The organism is Achromobacter sp. GbtcB20, assembly GCF_019091095.1.
Lineage (GTDB): Bacteria > Pseudomonadota > Gammaproteobacteria > Burkholderiales > Burkholderiaceae_B > Achromobacter > Achromobacter mucicolens.
The window spans coordinates 112,413-129,384 of sequence record NZ_JAGXJZ010000005.1; the positions used below are offsets into that span (position 1 = coordinate 112,413).

Sequence of the window (16,972 nt, forward strand, 5' to 3'; positions counted from 1 at the left end):
TGTCTCCTGGGAGCGGCGTTCTGCGACGCCTGTGCTGCGACACCTGTTTCGCGACAACGTCGCAGATTGCGACACTGAAAGCGGAAAAACTACTTTCGCACGCGTGGGGCGGGCTGTCCAGCCGGGATGCCCCGACTGGCATGCGTTTTGCTTGATGCAGGACAGGCAGCCCACTGCCGCCATCCCAACGATACGGAGACAAGCATGGACATCGCGACCCGCGTTACCCCGCAGACCTATGGCACCCGCCTGGACCTCAGGACGCAGTACGACAATTTCATCGACGGCAAATGGCAATCGCCCGCGGATGGCGAATACTTCGACAACGTCACCCCGGTCACGGGCGAGACGCTGACCCGCCACGCGCGCTCGAAAGAGCGCGACATCGAACTGGCGCTGGACGCCGCGCACCGCGCCGCGCCCAAATGGGGTGCGACCCCGGCCGCCGAGCGCGCCCGCATGCTCATGAAGATCGCGGACGTGATGGAAGCCAATCTGGAACGCCTGGCCACGGCGGAAACCTGGGACAACGGCAAGCCCATCCGCGAGGCCCGCGCGGCCGACATTCCCCTGGCCATCGACCACTTCCGCTACTTTGCCTCGTGCATCCGCAGCCAGGAAGGCGGGCTGTCCGAGATCGATCAAGACACGGTGGCCTACCACTTCAACGAACCGCTGGGCGTGGTCGGACAGATCATCCCGTGGAACTTCCCCATCCTGATGGCCGCCTGGAAGCTTGCACCCGCGCTGGCGGCGGGCAATTGCGTGGTGTTGAAACCCGCCGAACAGACGCCGCTGGGCATCCTGCTGCTGATGGAACTGATCGGCGACATCCTGCCCCCGGGCGTCGTGAACGTGGTGACCGGCTTCGGCCTGGAAGCCGGCAAGCCGCTTGCCTCAAGCAAGCGCATCGCCAAAATCGCCTTCACCGGTGAAACCACCACCGGACGGCTGATCATGCAGTACGCGTCGCAGAACATCATTCCGGTCACGCTGGAACTGGGCGGCAAGTCCCCCAACATCTTCTTTGCCGACGTGGCCGCGCAGGACGATGACTTCCTGGACAAGGCGATCGAGGGCTTCGTCATGTTCGCGCTGAACCAGGGCGAAGTGTGCACGTGCCCCAGCCGCGCGCTGATCCAGGAATCGCTCTACGACAAGTTCATGGAACGCGCGCTGAAACGCGTGGCCGAGATCAAGCAGGGCAACCCGCTGGACGCCGACACCATGATCGGCGCGCAGGCCTCCACCGAACAGCTCGAGAAGATCCTTTCGTACCTGGACATCGGCAAGCAGGAAGGCGCGGACGTGCTGGCCGGGGGCTCGCGGGCGCAGATGCAGGGCGCGCTGGAAAGCGGCTATTACGTGCAGCCCACGGTGTTCAAGGGCCACAACAAGATGCGCGTGTTCCAGGAAGAAATCTTCGGGCCGGTCGTGGCGGTCACCACATTCAAGGACGCGGACGACGCGCTGGCGCTGGCGAACGACACGCTCTATGGCCTGGGCGCCGGCGTGTGGTCGCGCGACGCCAACACGTGCTACCGCATGGGCCGCGCGATCAAGGCGGGCCGGGTGTGGACCAACTGCTATCACGCCTATCCGGCGCACGCGGCATTTGGCGGCTACAAGCAATCGGGCATCGGACGCGAGAACCACAAGATGATGCTCAACCACTACCAGCAGACGAAGAACCTGCTGGTGAGCTATTCGCCCAAGAAGCTGGGGTTCTTCTGATCCGCCAAGCTTGATTCGCCAACCCCGGGCCGCTTGCCGCGGCCTGTCCTGCGCGCCGGGCCTGCCCCGGCGCGCCTGCAAGGAATCCAGCCATGGCAGAGCACACGCCACGCGTGGTGGCGACCGACGAGGCGCGCCACCTGATCGACACCCTGCGGGCCAAGCACGGCCCGCTGATGTTCCACCAGTCCGGCGGCTGCTGCGACGGCAGCTCGCCCATGTGCTATCCGCAAGGCGAGTTCATGGTCGGCGGCTCGGACGTCCTGTTGGGCGACCTGGAAGGCTGCCCGTTCTGGATCGGCGAGGACCAGTTCGCGTACTGGGAGCACACCCAGCTGGTCATCGATGCCGTGCCGGGACGCGGCGGCGCCTTCTCGCTGGACAGCGCCGAGGGCAAGCGCTTTCTCTTGCGCTCACGGCTCTATTCCGATGAAGAGTGGGCCAACGTCGGACCGGTGACCAAGGGCTAGCGCAGGTTGCCACGGCCACGGCCGCTGCCGCTGGGCACGCTGTCGTCCTGCACCGCGGCCCGGTCGGCCTGTTTCCACTGAAAGGACACCCGCCGGATGCGGGCGGCGCGAAATTGCGTGAACGAGCGGCCGCCCGGCATGGGCGCGCCGCGATAGGCGCTGCTTGCGTTTTTCATTGCTGATGAAGCGTTGACGAGAAATCTTGCGGTGCGTGGGTGATAGCCGTGGCGGAACGGAGAGCCTGCCCTAGCGAGGCTGCCGCGGCGACCAGGCGCTGACGGGCGCGGTGCGGCGGGTCCATTCCAGCGCATCTTCCAGACGGTCGTTGCCCCAGAACATTTCGCCCTCCACGAAGAAGGTGGGCGCGCCGAACAGTCCCAGGTTGCGCGCGCGGTCCACGCGCTTGCGCAGCGCCTCCTTGGCGCCTTCGGTCTTGGCGCGGGCGATGAGCGCGTCAGCATCCAGCGACAGGCCGGCGAGCAGGTCGTGCACCACGTCCTCGGCCTGGATGTCCAGGTCGTGCTGGAAGTTCGCCCGGAACACCGCCACGCAGAAATCGCGGCCCCACGGCTCGTCCTCGCCCAAGAGCGCGATGCGCGCCGGCAGCACGCTCATGCGCGGGAACATGCGCGGCCGGTTGTAGACCACGCCGTACTTGTCGGCCAGCCGCGCAATGTCGCGCATCATGTACGCGCCCTTGCCGGGGAACAACCGGAACGGCGTGTCGTTCCAGCCCTGCGCCTGAAAGATCGGCCCCAAGAGGAAAGGCCGCAGATCGACCTGCACGCCCGCTTCCCGCGCCAGCGCATCGATGCGCTCGATTGCCAGATAGCTGTAGGGGCTGGCGAAATCGAACCACATTTCGATCCGGGGCGTATCGGGCAAGGACGCGGTCATCACAGGAACTCCAGTTGGCCTGCATGGCAAGGCGAAGCGGCGGCACACTGCACCTGCCGCCCCCCCAGGGAAAGTAGCGCGACCTGCGCATCCGGCAGGCCGCTGATGACGACGTCGCGATCGCTATCCACGGTCAGGGTCTGGCCCGCTTGAAGCACGCTGTCGTCAAAGCGGCGGTACTCGGATATCCACAAGGCGCCGGCGTGACACACGATGCGAACGCCCGAAGCGCGCTTGAGCAGCATAGTCGAGCCGCCGGCCAAACGGAATGACATTCCCGCAGTGCAACATAACTGGATCATGGCGTACCTCCTGGCCGCGGCAGCGGCTATCGCGGCGGGCGGCCGGGATTTTGTCCCGGTCACCCAACGTCTGAGTCATATTGGACGCCCCGGCGTACTATTGCTCAAGCGACATTTCCGCCCGATACGCATGAGTTTTACGAATGCCATACCCCTTAGCGAAACTGCCTCCCCTTGATCTCGTCCGCGGCTTCGTCGCCGTCGGCCGGCGCATGAGCATCACGCTCGCCGCCCAGGACCTGCACGTCACGCAGTCGGCCGTCAGCCGCCAGATCCGCGCGCTGGAAGCGCACCTGGGCGTGCCGCTGCTGGTGCGGGGGTTTCGCAGCGTCACCTTCACCGCCGAGGGCGCGCAGCTCTTTCGCATGGCGGACGTCTGGCTGAGCCAGCTGGGCGATCTGACCGAGCAACTGCGCGCGCCCGAGCGGCGCACGCCCGTCACGGTCACCACCACCATCGGCGTGGCCTCGTTGTGGCTGCTGCCCCGGCTGGGCGACTTTCAGGCGGCGCATCCGGACATCGATGTGCGCGTGGCCGCCGACAACCGGCTGATCGATATCGACCGCGAAGCCGTCGACATCGCCATCCGCTACAGCGAGCGCAACACGGTACCCGACGGCGCCCTGTGGCTCTTTGGGGAATCGGTGGTGCCCGTGGCGCACCCTTCGCTCAAGGCCCGCGAACTGGATGCCCGCGAACTGGCGCGCCACGTCCTGCTGGAGTTCGACGATCCCACGCGTCCGTGGCTGCAATGGCCGGAATGGCTGAGCGCGCGCGGGCTGGGGCGTATGCGCGCCAAGGGCATGCTGCGCTTCAATCAATACGATCAGATCGTGCACGCGGCGCTGGCGGGACACGGCATCGCGCTGGGACGGCTGGCGTTGATCGCGCCCATGCTGGCGGACCGGCGGCTGGAGGTTGTGGGCAGCCCGACGGCCAGCGCCACCGAACACGCCTACTGGTTGGTGCGCAATGCGCGCCGCAGCACGCCTGACGCGGACGTCGTCACGCAATGGCTGGTGGAACAGGCAGCCGCAACCGCGCGCGATCTGCCCGATTGAAATCACGCACAGCCAGGCCGCGCGTCGCAGCAAACCAAGCGGCACGGCCGCGCATGCCAGGCGGCCGTGCGATTGGCCGGTCAGTCCACCACGACCTGCGGTTCGCCAGCGGCCATCTCGCCGATCACGGCAGCCTGATCGAAGCCCTGCTCATGGAAGATCTTGAGCACTGCATCGGCCGCGTCCGGCGCGCACGACACCAGCAGGCCGCCCGAGGTCTGCGGATCGGTCAGCAACGCCCGCTGCGTGTCCGAAACCCCTGTCCCCAGACGCACGGATTCGCCATACGACGCCCAGTTCCGGCCCGAGGCGCCCGTGATCACGCCATCGGCGGCAAATTCCTGCACGCCCGGCAGCCACGGCAGCGCCGCCAGCCGCACGCGGGCGGTGAGCTTAGCGCCGCGCGCCATCTCCAGCGCATGGCCCAACAACCCAAACCCCGTCACGTCGGTGATCGCATGCACACCGTCCAGCGCGGCGAGCGCGGGGCCGGGGCGATTGAGCCGCGTCGTCGTGTCGATCATTACGCGATAGCCGTCCACGTCGAGCCGGTTTTTCTTCAACGCCGCCGACAGAATGCCCACGCCCAGGCCCTTGCCCAGGATCAGCACATCGCCCGCGCGTGCGTCGGCGTTGCGCTTGATCTTGTCCGGGTGCACCAATCCCATCGCGGCCAGGCCGTAGATGGGTTCGACCGAATCGATGCTGTGCCCCCCGGCCACCGGAATGCCCGCATCCGCGCACACCGATTCGCCGCCCTTCAGGATTTCAGCGATGACGCTGTGCGGCAGCACGTTGATCGGCATGCCCACGATCGCCAGCGCCATGATCGGCGTGCCGCCCATCGCGTACACATCCGACAGTGCGTTGGTGGCGGCGATGCGGCCAAAGTCGAAGGGGTCGTCCACGATGGGCATGAAGAAGTCCGTCGTGGCGATAAGCGCCTGCGCATCGTTCAGCCGATACACCGCCGCATCGTCGGCGGTTTCGGTGCCCACCAGCAGGTTCGGATAACTGGCCGCGGGACCGAACCGCGCCAGCAGCGCCGACAGCACGCCCGGCGCGATCTTGCAGCCGCAGCCGCCGCCATGCGACAACGAAGTCAGGCGCGGCACGTTCGAGGACGCAACATCCTGGGTCATCTCTATCTCCGTGGAAACAATCGAAAAAGGATAGCACCGCCCCCGCGATTGGCCCTATGATCGATCGCATGCAGCAACGGACGGCCGCCCGGCCACGGGCGCACCGATAGCCAATCTTCACCGTGCGTGGGGGCTTCATGGATCGCCGACACTTTCTCCGTTTCTCGGGCGCCGCGTGCGCCGCCACTGCCGCCACCGCCGTGCTGCCGCACGCCGCGCGCGCCCAGCAGACTCCGGTCGCCACCGCGTGGCGCACCTACGAACTGACCACCGCCGTCAGCATCACCGACCCCGCCGCCCACACCCGAATCTGGCTGCCCGTGCCCTATGCCACCGACACGTCCTACCAGCGCGGCGTGCAGAACACCTGGCAGGCCAGCGGCGGCGGCGCCACGCTGACCCGTGCGCCCGGCTACGACGTCCAGATGCTCGCCGTCCAATGGCCCGACGCGCAGTCGCCCCGCACCGTCACGCTGACCAGCCGCTTCCAGACCCGCAACCGCCGCGTCGACCTGACCCAGCCCCCTCCCGCCGACGCCGCGCGCGAGAACGCAGCCGCGCTGCGCGAATACCTGCAACCGACCGCCCTCTTGCCCACCGACGGCATCGTCAAAACCACCGCCGACCGCATCACCCAAGGCCACCAGGGCGACCTGGCGCGCGCCCGCGCCATCTACGACTGGGTGGTCGAAAACACCTGCCGCACTGCGTCCACGCGCGGCTGCGGCACCGGCGACGTGCGCTACATGCTCACCGCCAACGACCTGAACGGCAAATGCGCCGACATCAACGCGCTCTTCGTCGCACTGGCGCGCGCCGCCGGCATCCCTGCGCGCGACGCCTACGGCCTGCGCGTGGACAACTCGCAACTCGGCTACAAGAGCCTCGGCAAGGCCGGCGACGTCACCCGCGCCCAGCACTGCCGCGCCGAGTTCTACGCCGCCGGCTACGGTTGGATTCCCGTCGACCCGGCCGACGTGCGCAAGGTCATGCTCGAGGAACCGCCCGGTGAACTCCCGCTTACCGACGCCAAGGTCCGCGCCGCGCGCGTCATGCTGTTCGGCGCATGGGAAATGAACTGGGTCGCCTACAACCACGGCCACGACGTCGTCCTGCCCGGCACCGCGCACGGCCCCATCCCGTTCCTCATGTATCCCAACGGCGAAACCGCCGCCGGCCGCCTGGACAGTCTCGATCCCGACAGCTTCAGCTACCGCATCACCGCCAGACCCATCGCCATCTGACCGCCACTTCCTTGCGGGAGTCCGCCTTGATCAGCCGCCGCCGTCTCCTGCAAACCAGCCTGTCGCTGGCGGCCCTGCCCGCCTGGGCCCGCGCCGCCAGCGACTCCGCCTTGAAAACCGCCACCGGTCCCGATTGGGCCCCGTGGACCGCTCCCACCCCGCCCCTTGTCCTGCCGGACCTGTCCGGCCGCGAACAAAAGCTCTCTTCCTGGCGCGGCAACGTGGTCATCGTCAGCTTCTGGGCCACCTGGTGCGACCCCTGCCGCGACGAGATTCCCATCATGTCCACCATGGCCAAACGCCACCGCGAAGAAGGCCTGCGCCTGATCGCGGTCAACGTGGGTGAGTCCCCCGCCAAGATCACCGCCTTCCTGAAAAAATGGCCCGTCGCCGGCGCGGTCCTGCACGACCGCAACAGCACCGCCTCCAAAAAATGGGACGCCGCCGGCCTGCCCGCCAACTACCTGGTCGACCGCGGCGGCACGATCCGCTATTGGCACTTGGGCGAACTGGACTGGACATCGCACAGCGTAAGTGGCGTGGTAACGCGCATGCTGCGCAGTTGAAGGAGAGTGCAGCGACCTCCCGATCACTCACCGACCCAGCACGTGGTGGCGCGGGGTCAGTGTTGCGGGCCGTTTAGATGGCGCCCGGCGGAATCCGAAGGGAGCCGAAGGCAGACGAGGATGAGCACGGGAGCGTCCGGAGCGAAGGCTCCGGACCGCCATCGGAGGCCCGCAACGCGGACCCCGCGACGCCGCGGGCGGCAGAAGAACCACCTCGACGCGGGCAAGAATAAACACGGCAGGACGAATATCCAGGCGTGTCAGACACCCGAAGAAGGAACCCTTGGAACCTGCCTGCGCAGAAGAACGCCAAGGCCCAAAAAAACTGGCGGAAGGCAGCAGGAGTCGAACCTACCTGGGAACGTCTGACGCCCCCAACCGGGTTTGAAGCCCGGCCGTGCCGCCGGGCACGAATGCCTTCCGTGGCGGACCGCCTATGATACCGGCTCGGCGCGCTGCTGCATGGCTGCATAGGCGCTTTCGCCCCGCAGCACATGCGTATCCCGCACGCGCCGCGTATAGCCCACCCGGTTGAAGAACTCCAGGATCTGGATCGCCCGCTTGCGCCCCAGCCCCGTCGCGTCCCGGAACACCGCCGCATTCAGCCCTGGCGGCTGCCCCGCCAGGTCCGCCGCCAGCGCCGCCAGCTTGCGCACCTGATCGCGGTGATAGAAAAGATCCTTCACCACCTGCGCCACTTCCCCCCGCCGCAACAGCTTGCGCAGCAACTGGCGCACCGCATCCTCGGATACGTTCTGCATCCGGGCCAGATCGCGCACCCACGGCGGATCGAATGCGCCCTCATCCAGCAGCGGCAACAGCCGCGCCGCCAGCGCCGATTCGGCCTGTCCCAGCGTCGCCGTATGCGATGGCAGATGCAGCCACGGACCATTGCGCGCGATGCGGCCGTCGCCTTGCAGTTCTTCCAGCAGCGACGTCCAGAGCGTGTCCGGCATCGCCGGCATTGCCATGCGCCGCAGCCGCGCGCTGTCCGGACCCGGTTCGTCCGGCGCGCCCTGGTGAAACGCCGCCAGCGCCGCTTCGGCCCGCTCGCGCAGCGCCGCCCAATGCGGCGCCAGGATCAGCGTGCGGGATCCCTGCGCATTGCGAGGCTCGATCCAGCGCGCGCCCGCCGGCGTCGTGATTTCATTGACCGGCCGGCCCGTCAGCCGCTGCAGCGCGGCCTCATCCAGGCCCTGCGGCGCGTGCGCCAGCACCGGCTGCAAACCGCCGCCATCCAGCATCTCGGACAACGCCTGCAACCCCGCCAGCCGCGACGCCGCGCGGCGCTTCCGGTCCGGCGCATTCGGATCCAGCACCCGGCCGCCGCCCACCGTGCGCGTCGCCTGCGCATTGCGCACGATGAAGCGATCACCCGGCATCGCGCATACCGGCTCGTCAAACACCAGTTGCACCCACCCCGACTGCCCCGGCTGCAGCGACTCCGCACTGATCGGCACCACATGCGCCACGTGGCGCGCCGCGCCCATATGCACGTGCAGCGGCGCCCAGGCCCGCACCGGCGCATCCGCCGACGGCAGTAGCGTCAGCGCCACATCCACGTGCTTCGAGGGCAGGAAACCGCGCGCGTCCGCAATCCAGTCGCCGCGTGAGATGGCGCTCTTGTCGATGCCCGCCAGGTTCAAGGCGCACCGCTGCCCGGCCGAGCCCGTCTCGCTGGGCTGATTCTGCGCATGGATGCCGCGCACCCGCACCCGCGTGCCGGCCGGCATCAGCCGCAGATCGACAGTGTCGTCGTCCGCCCGGACCTGGCCGGCATGCGCCGTGCCGGTCACCACTGTGCCGTGGCCGGACAAGGTGAACACGCGATCCACCGCCAGCCGGAAGAGACCGGTGGCTTCGCGCCGCGCCACCGCCTCGGCCTGCGCGTGCAGATAATCTTTCAGCGCCGCTACCCCCGGGTCACCCGACTGCGCCGCAAAATCCGCTTGAGCCGAATGCACCGCTTGCGCCGGCCGAGCCGCCTGCGTCGTCTGGCCCGCCTGGACCGCGCTCGTGCCAAACACCGGCGCGCCTTGGAGGAACGTGCCTTGCACCAACGCCTCGATCTCGCCGCGCACGCGGTCCCGTTGCGCGGCGTCCGCGCGATCCGTCTTGGTCAGCGCCACCGCGCCGCGCCCCACGCCCAGCATCGCAAGAATCGCCAGATGCTCGCGCGTCTGCGGCATGACGCCGTCGTCCGCCGCCACCACCAGCAGCCCGAAATCGATGCCGCTGGCGCCGGCCGCCATCGTGTGCACGAGCTTTTCGTGGCCCGGCACGTCGATGAAACCCAGCACGTCGCCATTGGCGAGCGGCGTGTACGCATAGCCCAGTTCAATGGAAATGCCCCGCGCCTTCTCTTCCTTCAGCCGGTCCGTGTCCACGCCCGTCAGCGCCCGCACAAGCGTCGTCTTACCGTGGTCGATATGCCCCGCGGTGCCGACGATCATGCCAGCGGCTCCGCCAGTTGCGCCGCGAAAGCGGCTTCGTCGCGGTCTTCCAGGCAGCGCAAGTCCAGCCACAACGCGTCATCCGCGATGCGGCCGATGACAGGTACCGGAAGCCGGCGCAGCAGCGTCTCAAGCCGGTCCAGATGCCGCCCGGGACGGCCGCTGCCCGCGTAGCGCACCGCCAGTCCGTAACTGGGAAGCTGGTCGATCGGCAGCGCACCGCTGCCGATCTGGCTGAACATCGGCACTGCCTCCACCGCATAGCTGGGCCCCGCCGCATGCGCCAGCACGCCGCGCAGCCGTTCGGCCTGCGGCTGGATATCGCGCATGGGGCGGGTCAGGAGGCGCAGCGTCGTCAGCCGTTGCGCCAGGAATTCGGGCGCGCGGTACAGCTGCAGCACCGGTTCCAGTGCGGCCAGCGTGAGCTTGCCCACGCGCAGCGCGCGCTTGAGGGGATTCTTCTTGATCTTGCGGATGAGGTCGGCGCGGCCTACCAGGAGGCCCGCCTGCGGCCCGCCCAACAGCTTGTCGCCGCTGAACGTGACCAGGTCGGCGCCCGCCGCGATGGTCTCGCGCACGGTATCTTCCTTGGGCAATCCGAACTGCGTCAGGTCCACCAGCGTGCCGCTGCCCAGGTCCACCGTGGCGGGCAACCCGCGCGCGTGCGCCAGCGCGGCCACGTCGGCCACGTCCACGCTTTTCGTGAAGCCGGTCACCGCGTAGTTGCTGCAATGCACCTTCATCAGCATCGCGGTCCGCGGGCCGATGGCGTTCTCGTAGTCGGCCGCGTGCGTGCGGTTGGTGGTGCCCACTTCGACCAGCTTGGCGCCCGCGCGCTTCATGATGTCCGGGATGCGAAACGCGCCCCCGATCTCGACCAGCTCGCCGCGCGACACCACCACGTCGCGGCGGTCCGCCAGCGCGTTCAGCATCAGCAGCACCGCGGCCGCATTGTTGTTGACCACCGTGGCCGCCTCGGCCCCGGTCAGCTCGCACAGCAGGTCGTCGATGAGGTCGTCGCGATCGCCGCGCCCGCCCGTGTCCAGGTCGAACTCCAGGTTGGCCGGCGAAGTCAGCGCGCGCAGCACCGAGGCCACCGCTTCGTCGGGCAGCAGCGCGCGGCCCAGGTTGGTGTGCAGCACGGTGCCGGTCAGGTTGTAGACCGCGCGCAAGCGCGGGCGCGCAGCCTCGTCCAGCGCTGCCGACGTGCGAGCCGCCACGGCGGCCGCGTCGAGCTCGTGGCGCGGCACGCCGCCGTCCAGCGCGCGTTTGCGCAACGCCTCCAGGTCGCGGCGCAAGGCGGCCACCACCTGCGTGCGGCCGTGGGTGGCCAGCGCCGGCCGCAGCGCCTCGGCGTTCAACAGGCGGTCCAGCGAAGGAATGTCGGATGCCGCGGCCAAGCCGGCCCCGGACAGTTGATCGGCCATGCGAGACTCCGTCATCGAGAGGCGCTAGTCCTGCGCGCCATGCCACAGCAGCGGATTGCCGCTGGACCGCGAATACCCTGCCTCGCCCACCAGCACGTCCAGCATCAGGCTGGCAAGGTCGTCGGCCACCGGCTCCACGTACAGGTCCTTGTCCTGATAGAAGATCTTGCGATACGTGTGGCAGTTGTCGCAGGTTTCGGCCTTGATGGCGGGCGTGCGGCCCTCGATGGCCTGGTAGGCGACCTTCTCGACGTCCTCGCAATGCGAGCACTTCACGCGCACCATGTGCCATTGCGTGGCGCACAGGCTGCAGCACAGGTAGCGGTAGCCCTCGTACTGGCCGCCCACGCGGACGATGCTGGCCACGGGCAGGCTGGCGCAGACCGGACAGACCCCAAACGGGCTGGCGACAGGCAGCTGCTTGGGATCGAAGCGGTTGGCAAGGTCCGTCCAGTAGACCTGCAGCGCGGCCATGACGAAGGGCGCGGCGGCACTGTCCACGCCCTCGTCCTGCTCGGACAGCACGGCCTGGGCCAGGTCTTCGAGCGATTCGGGATCGTCGTCCAGCGCGCGGCGCAGCGCGGCGCAGACGTCGATCGCCTCGGCAGGCACACCGGACGCGCGCGACACGTCTTCCAGCAATTGGCCCAGGATGCGGCGCCACAGCGGGTCGCGGGGCCAGCCCACAGCCTGCAGCGGCGGCATGCCGTGCGTCTGCGCCAGCGAAATGCGGTCTTCGGTGGCGGGCGGCGCGGCGCAGTCCTGCAGCGCGCGGTGCTGGGCATCGACCAGATGCGCCATCAGCAACAGGTAGTCGCCGACCGGATTGCCCTCGGCCAGCTGGCGCAGGCGCGCGGCCCGCGCGGCAAAGACGGTTTGCCGCTCCGGCAGGGTGATGCGGGGAATGGCGTTATGGTCTAGCGCTTCGATCTCGCCGCGCGGAAGGATTCGCTGCAATTCTCGTCTCCAGAAAAACAAACACGGCTGCCAGCCTGCGAAGAGGATAACAGCCGTGCGATCACGACATGCCGGGCCAAAAAACTATTTCTTCACCTGCTCCCGGAACCAGGCGCGATGGTGTTTCCACGCCCAGCCGGCGGTGACATAGCCGCGCAGCATTGCCGTGAGCGACCCCTTTACCCAGATCGCCGCGTAAATATGCACAATGATCGCGCAAATGAGCACCAGCGCACAAACCGCGTGCAGCACCGAGGCGGCGCGGACCACCCAGATCGGGAAGTAGAACGCGAAATATTCGCGCCAGATCACGATGCCGCTGACCATCAGCCCCAGCATGCACAGGATCAGCACGAAGAACAGCAGCTTCTGGCCGGCGTTGTACTTGCCGACCTCGGGGAGCTTTTCCTCGCGGTTCTCGACCACGTCATTGAGCTGCCTGAGCCACTGGCGGTCCGCGCGGGTCAGCAGGTTGTGCCGCCACATGTGTCCGGCGAACACGGCAAAGCACACGAACATCACCACCCCGATGAACGGATGCAGGATGCGTGTCCAGGGCCCGCCCCCGAACAGATTGGTCAGCCAGTACATCGACGGATGAAAGAGCGCCAGCCCGGACAGCGCGAGCAGGATGAACGTGAGCGCGATGATCCAGTGGTTGGTGCGCTCGCCCGGGGTGTAGCGCTTGATGCGGCGATAGTGGTGTTCTTCACTCATGGCGCACCTCCTCTTCGGCTCGGCGTTCGTCTTCCTCGGTCACTTCGTTGCGGCCGACGCGCGCATAGTGGAAGAAGCCCGCCAGCGCGGTTAGCGCCATCGTGGCCAGGCCAAGCGGCTTGGCCAGCCCCTTCCACAGGGACACCATCGGACTGATCTGCGGATCGGCGGGCAAGCCGTGGTACAGCCCCGGCTGGTCGGCGTGATGCAGCACGTACATGACGTGCGTGCCGCCCACGCCCGGCGGATCGTAGACGCCGGCCTGCGCGAAGCCCCGCGATTTCAGGTCCTCGACGCGTTCGGCCGCATGCTGGTGCATGTCGTCCTTGGTGCCGAAGACGATGGCGCCGGTGGGACAGGCCTTGACGCATGCGGGCTCCATGCCGACGGCCACGCGATCGGAACACAGCGTGCACTTGTACGCCTTGTGATCCTTCTTGGAGATGCGCGGAACGTTGAACGGACAGCCGGTGATGCAGTAGCCGCAGCCGATGCAGTTTTCCTCGTGGAAATCCACGATGCCGTTGTTGTACTGGATGATGGCGCCCGGCGAGGGACAGGCTTTCAGGCAGCCCGGATCCTCGCAGTGCATGCAGCCGTCCTTGCGGATCAGCCATTCCAGGTCGCCGGCAGGGTTCTCGAATTCCGAGAAGCGCATGACGGTCCAGGAATGCTCGGTGAGGTCGGCCGGATTGTCGTAGACGCCCACGTTGACGCCGATCTCGTCGCGCAGGTCGTTCCACTCCATGCAGGCGCTCTGGCAGGCCTTGCAGCCGATGCACTTGGAGACGTCGATCAGCTTGGCGACCGAGCCCGTGACGGGTTCACGGATGCCCGGCGGCGGCGTGGTGGTGGCGGAGCGCCGCTTGATGTCCAGGGATTGCATTGACATGTCGGTTCTCCTATACCTTTTCGACCTTCACCAGGAACGACTTGAACTCCGGTGTCTGGGAGTTGCCGTCGCCCACGAATGGCGTCAGGGTGTTGGTGAGGAAGCCCGGCCTGGCGATGCCCACGAAACCCCAGTGGATCGGAATCCCGACCTGGTGCACCGTCTTGCCCTCGATGACGAGCGGACGGATGCGCTTGGTGACGAGCGCCACCGCCTTGATGTAGCCACGGTTGGACGACACCTTCACACGCGAGCCGTTGGGAATGCCCAGCTCCTTGGCCAGCGCCTCGCCGATCTCCACGAACTGCTCGGGCTGCAGAATCGCGTTGATGCGGACGTTCTTGGTCCAGTAGTGGAAGTGTTCCGTCAGCCGATACGTGGTGGCCACATACGGGAAGTTCTCCACCGTGCCCATCGCCGCCAGGTCATCCTTGAAGATGCGCGCGGCCGGGTTGCTGGTGACGCCCTTGGCCTTCGGATGCAGCGGGTTGTAGCCCAGCGGGTTTTCAAAGGGCTCGTAGTGTTCCGGGAACGGCCCTTCGGCCAGGCCCGCCCGCGCAAAGAAGCGCGCCACACCTTCCGGGTTCATGATGAACGGCCCCATGCCGCCTGCGGGGTTCTCGTCGCCCTTGAAGTCGGGGATGTCGGCGCCCACCCAGGCGCGGCCATTCCAGGACACGACGCTGCGCCGCGGATCGAACGGCTTGCCTTCGAGGTCGCACGAGGCGCGGTTGTACAGGATGCGGCGGTTGGCCGGCCACGCCCAGGCCCAGTTCAGGGTCTGGCCGATGCCGGTGGGATCGCTGTTGTCGCGGCGGGCCATGAGGTTGCCGCTGGGACTCCAGGCGCCCGCGAAGATCCAGCAGCCGCTGGCGGTGGACCCGTCGTCGCGCAGCTCGGCAAAGCCTGCAAGCTGCTCGCCGCCGCGACGCATGATCTTCGCCGGATCCTTGGGATCCGCAAGGTCGACCAGCGCGCGGCCCGTGTACTCCTTGGCCAGTTCCTCGGCTGTCGGGTTCTGCGGATTGGAATACGGCCACGACAGGTTGACGATGGGATCGGGGTACTTGCCGCCCTCGTCCTGGTACAGCTTGCGCAGGCGCGTGAAGATGAGCGCCATGATCTCGATGTCGCTCTTGGCCTCGCCCGGGGGTTCGGCGCCCTTCCAGTGCCATTGCAGCCAGCGGCCGGAGTTGACCAGCGCGCCGTCTTCCTCGGCAAAACAGGTGGTGGGCAGGCGGAAGACCTCGGTCTGGATCTTGGACGGATCCACGTCGTTGGCCTCGCCGGCGTTGCGCCAGAACTCGGACGTTTCCGTGACCAGCGGGTCCATGATGACCAGGAACTTGAGCTTGGCAAAGCCGTCGTTCAGCTTGGCCTTGTTGGGCGCCGCGGCCAGCGGGTTGAAGCCCTGGGCGATGTAGCCGTTCATCTTGCCCTGGACCATGAGCTCGTAGACTTGCAGCATGTCGTACAGCTTGTCCAGCTTGGGCAGGTAGTCGAACGCCCAGTTGTTCTCGGCGGTGGCCGCGCCGCCCCACCAGGCCTTCATGAGGCTGACGTGGAACTTGGGATAGTTCTGCCAGTAGCTCAGCTGGTTGGGACGCAACGGCTTGAGCGTGCGCGTGTCGATGTACTTGGCGTAGTCCTGCTCCGGCTCGTTGGGCAGCGTCATGTAGCCCGGCAGCAGGTTCGACATCAGGCCCAGGTCGGTCAGGCCCTGGATGTTCGAGTGCCCGCGCAGCGCGTTCATGCCGCCGCCGGCGATGCCGATGTTGCCCAGCAGCAGCTGCACCATCGCGCCGGTGCGGATGATCTGCGAGCCGATGGAGTGCTGCGTCCAGCCCAGCGCGTACAGGATCGTGGCGGCCCGGTTGGTGGTGGCCGTGGACGCGAGCATGTCGCACACCGTCAGGAACTTGTCCTTGGGCGTGCCGCAGACCCGCTCGACCATTTCGGGCGTGTAGCGCGAATAGTGTTTCTTGAGCAGCTGGTACACCGAACGCGGATGCTGCAGCGTGGGATCGGTCTTGACGTAGCCGTCATCGCCGCGCTCGTAGTCCCAGCTTTGCTTGTCGTAGGTGCGCTTTTCGGCGTTGTAGCCCGAGTACAGGCCCGCGTCGAACGCGAAATCCTCGCGCACGATGAACGAAAAGTCGGTGTAGTTGCGCACGTACTCGTGCTGGATCTTGTCGTTATCCAACAGGTACTTGATGACGCCACCCAGGAAGATGATGTCGGTGCCGGTACGTATGGGCGCGTAGAAGTCCGCCACGGACGCCGAACGCGTAAAGCGCGGATCCACGACGATCAACTTGGCCTTGTTGTGGGCCTTGGCTTCAGTGACCCATTTGAACCCGCAAGGGTGGGCCTCGGCGGCATTGCCGCCCATGATCAAAACTATGTCCGCGTTCTTGATGTCGACCCAATGGTTCGTCATCGCTCCACGGCCAAACGTCGGGGCAAGACCTGCCACCGTCGGGCCATGTCAGACACGGGCTTGATTGTCGAACGCCAGCATCCCCATGCTGCGCACAGTCTTGTGCGTGATGTAACCGACCTCGTTGCTGCTTGCCGAGGCGGCCAGCATGCCGGTGGTCAGCCACCGGTTCACCGTCTTGCCGTCCGCGGTCTTCTCGACGAAGTTCGCGTCGCGGTCTTCCTTCATGAGCTTGGTGATGCGCGTCAGGGCTTCATCCCACGACATCCGCACCCACTTGTCCGAACCGGGCGCCCGGTATTCCGGGAATTTAAGGCGGTTGGGGCTGTGGATGAAGTCGATCAGGGCCGCGCCCTTCGGACAGAGGGTGCCGCGGTTGACGGGATGGTCGGGGTCGCCTTCGATGTGCATGATGCTGGCGCGGGCGTTCTTCGAGCCATCGCCCAGGCCGTACATCAGCAAACCGCAGGCGACCGAACAGTAGGGACAGGTGTTGCGCGTTTCGGTCATGCGCGCAAGCTTGAACTGGCGCACTTCGGCCATCGCCGTGCCGGGGGCAGCCCCCAGCATGGCCAGGCTGGAGCCCGCCAGCGTCGCACCGGTCACCTTGAAGAACTGGCGGCGATTCATGTTGACCATGAAGCACTCCTCTCCTGGTGAATTAAGGAAG

General features: G+C 67.0%; 15 protein-coding genes and 1 tRNA gene. 5 read left to right on the forward strand and 11 right to left on the reverse strand.

Annotated features, from left to right (window positions below; genetic code table 11):
* Positions 1–204 precede the first annotated feature (204 nt).
* Both adh and KVT32_RS09605 read left to right on the forward strand, forming a co-directional pair.
* Positions 205–1,734 carry an aldehyde dehydrogenase gene (gene adh, locus KVT32_RS09600; protein WP_062840095.1) on the forward strand — a complete coding sequence of 510 codons (1,530 nt, stop codon included), beginning with the start codon at positions 205–207 and terminating at the stop codon, positions 1,732–1,734.
* 92 nt (positions 1,735–1,826) lie between these two features.
* Positions 1,827–2,204: a DUF779 domain-containing protein gene (locus KVT32_RS09605; RefSeq protein ID WP_056319287.1), complete on the forward strand. Its 378-nt coding sequence runs from the start codon at positions 1,827–1,829 to the stop codon at positions 2,202–2,204.
* Here KVT32_RS09605 and KVT32_RS09610 read toward each other — a convergent pair.
* The 3 genes from KVT32_RS09610 to KVT32_RS09620 all read right to left on the reverse strand — a co-directional run bounded on the left by KVT32_RS09610 (position 2,201) and on the right by KVT32_RS09620 (position 3,376).
* Complete coding sequence (locus KVT32_RS09610; protein WP_152383225.1) at positions 2,201–2,380, reverse strand: hypothetical protein; 180 nt, start codon at positions 2,378–2,380, stop codon at positions 2,201–2,203. The genes KVT32_RS09605 and KVT32_RS09610 overlap by 4 nt on opposite strands.
* 70 nt (positions 2,381–2,450) lie before the next feature.
* Complete coding sequence (locus KVT32_RS09615) at positions 2,451–3,101, reverse strand: 2-hydroxychromene-2-carboxylate isomerase (RefSeq protein ID WP_217618095.1); 651 nt, start codon at positions 3,099–3,101, stop codon at positions 2,451–2,453.
* Positions 3,101–3,376, reverse strand: coding sequence for a DUF2917 domain-containing protein (locus KVT32_RS09620; RefSeq protein WP_056319478.1), 276 nt, complete (start codon positions 3,374–3,376; stop codon positions 3,101–3,103). Before KVT32_RS09620 ends, KVT32_RS09615 begins: the two co-directional genes overlap by 1 nt.
* Positions 3,377–3,546: 170 nt before the next feature.
* Here KVT32_RS09620 and KVT32_RS09625 point away from each other — a divergent pair, with 170 nt between their 5' ends.
* Positions 3,547–4,464 carry a LysR substrate-binding domain-containing protein gene (locus KVT32_RS09625; RefSeq protein WP_217618096.1) on the forward strand — a complete coding sequence of 306 codons (918 nt, stop codon included), beginning with the start codon at positions 3,547–3,549 and terminating at the stop codon, positions 4,462–4,464.
* A gap of 80 nt (positions 4,465–4,544) precedes the next feature.
* Here KVT32_RS09625 and selD read toward each other — a convergent pair whose 3' ends face one another.
* Positions 4,545–5,606 carry a selenide, water dikinase SelD gene (gene selD, locus KVT32_RS09630; protein ID WP_152383222.1) on the reverse strand — a complete coding sequence of 354 codons (1,062 nt, stop codon included), beginning with the start codon at positions 5,604–5,606 and terminating at the stop codon, positions 4,545–4,547.
* Between the two features lie 137 nt (positions 5,607–5,743).
* Here selD and KVT32_RS09635 point away from each other — a divergent pair, with 137 nt between their 5' ends.
* Both KVT32_RS09635 and KVT32_RS09640 read left to right on the forward strand, forming a co-directional pair.
* Positions 5,744–6,850 (forward strand): transglutaminase-like domain-containing protein, encoded by a 1,107-nt coding sequence (locus KVT32_RS09635; RefSeq protein WP_217618097.1) that lies wholly within the window; start codon positions 5,744–5,746, stop codon positions 6,848–6,850.
* A 26-nt stretch (positions 6,851–6,876) separates the two neighbouring features.
* Complete coding sequence (locus tag KVT32_RS09640; protein WP_152383220.1) at positions 6,877–7,416, forward strand: TlpA disulfide reductase family protein; 540 nt, start codon at positions 6,877–6,879, stop codon at positions 7,414–7,416.
* Positions 7,417–7,742: 326 nt separating this feature from the next.
* Here KVT32_RS09640 and KVT32_RS09645 read toward each other — a convergent pair.
* The 7 genes from KVT32_RS09645 to fdnG all read right to left on the reverse strand — a co-directional run bounded on the left by KVT32_RS09645 (position 7,743) and on the right by fdnG (position 16,941).
* Positions 7,743–7,838, reverse strand: a tRNA-Sec gene (locus KVT32_RS09645).
* A gap of 12 nt (positions 7,839–7,850) precedes the next feature.
* Positions 7,851–9,869 (reverse strand): SelB C-terminal domain-containing protein, encoded by a 2,019-nt coding sequence (locus KVT32_RS09650; protein WP_217618098.1) that lies wholly within the window; start codon positions 9,867–9,869, stop codon positions 7,851–7,853.
* Positions 9,866–11,296 carry an L-seryl-tRNA(Sec) selenium transferase gene (selA, locus tag KVT32_RS09655; RefSeq protein WP_217618099.1) on the reverse strand — a complete coding sequence of 477 codons (1,431 nt, stop codon included), beginning with the start codon at positions 11,294–11,296 and terminating at the stop codon, positions 9,866–9,868. The genes KVT32_RS09650 and selA overlap by 4 nt, the downstream gene beginning before the upstream one ends.
* A 24-nt stretch (positions 11,297–11,320) precedes the next feature.
* On the reverse strand, positions 11,321–12,253 hold the full coding sequence (fdhE, locus tag KVT32_RS09660) for a formate dehydrogenase accessory protein FdhE (protein ID WP_217618100.1): 933 nt from the start codon (positions 12,251–12,253) through the stop codon (positions 11,321–11,323).
* 84 nt (positions 12,254–12,337) lie between these two features.
* Positions 12,338–12,970, reverse strand: coding sequence for a formate dehydrogenase subunit gamma (locus tag KVT32_RS09665; protein ID WP_062840087.1), 633 nt, complete (start codon positions 12,968–12,970; stop codon positions 12,338–12,340).
* On the reverse strand, positions 12,963–13,862 hold the full coding sequence (gene fdxH, locus KVT32_RS09670) for a formate dehydrogenase subunit beta (RefSeq protein ID WP_056319313.1): 900 nt from the start codon (positions 13,860–13,862) through the stop codon (positions 12,963–12,965). The genes KVT32_RS09665 and fdxH overlap by 8 nt, the downstream gene beginning before the upstream one ends.
* Positions 13,863–13,872: 10 nt before the next feature.
* Positions 13,873–16,941: a formate dehydrogenase-N subunit alpha gene (gene fdnG, locus KVT32_RS09675; RefSeq protein ID WP_217618101.1), complete on the reverse strand. Its 3,069-nt coding sequence runs from the start codon at positions 16,939–16,941 to the stop codon at positions 13,873–13,875.
* Between the last annotated feature and the right edge of the window lie 31 nt (positions 16,942–16,972).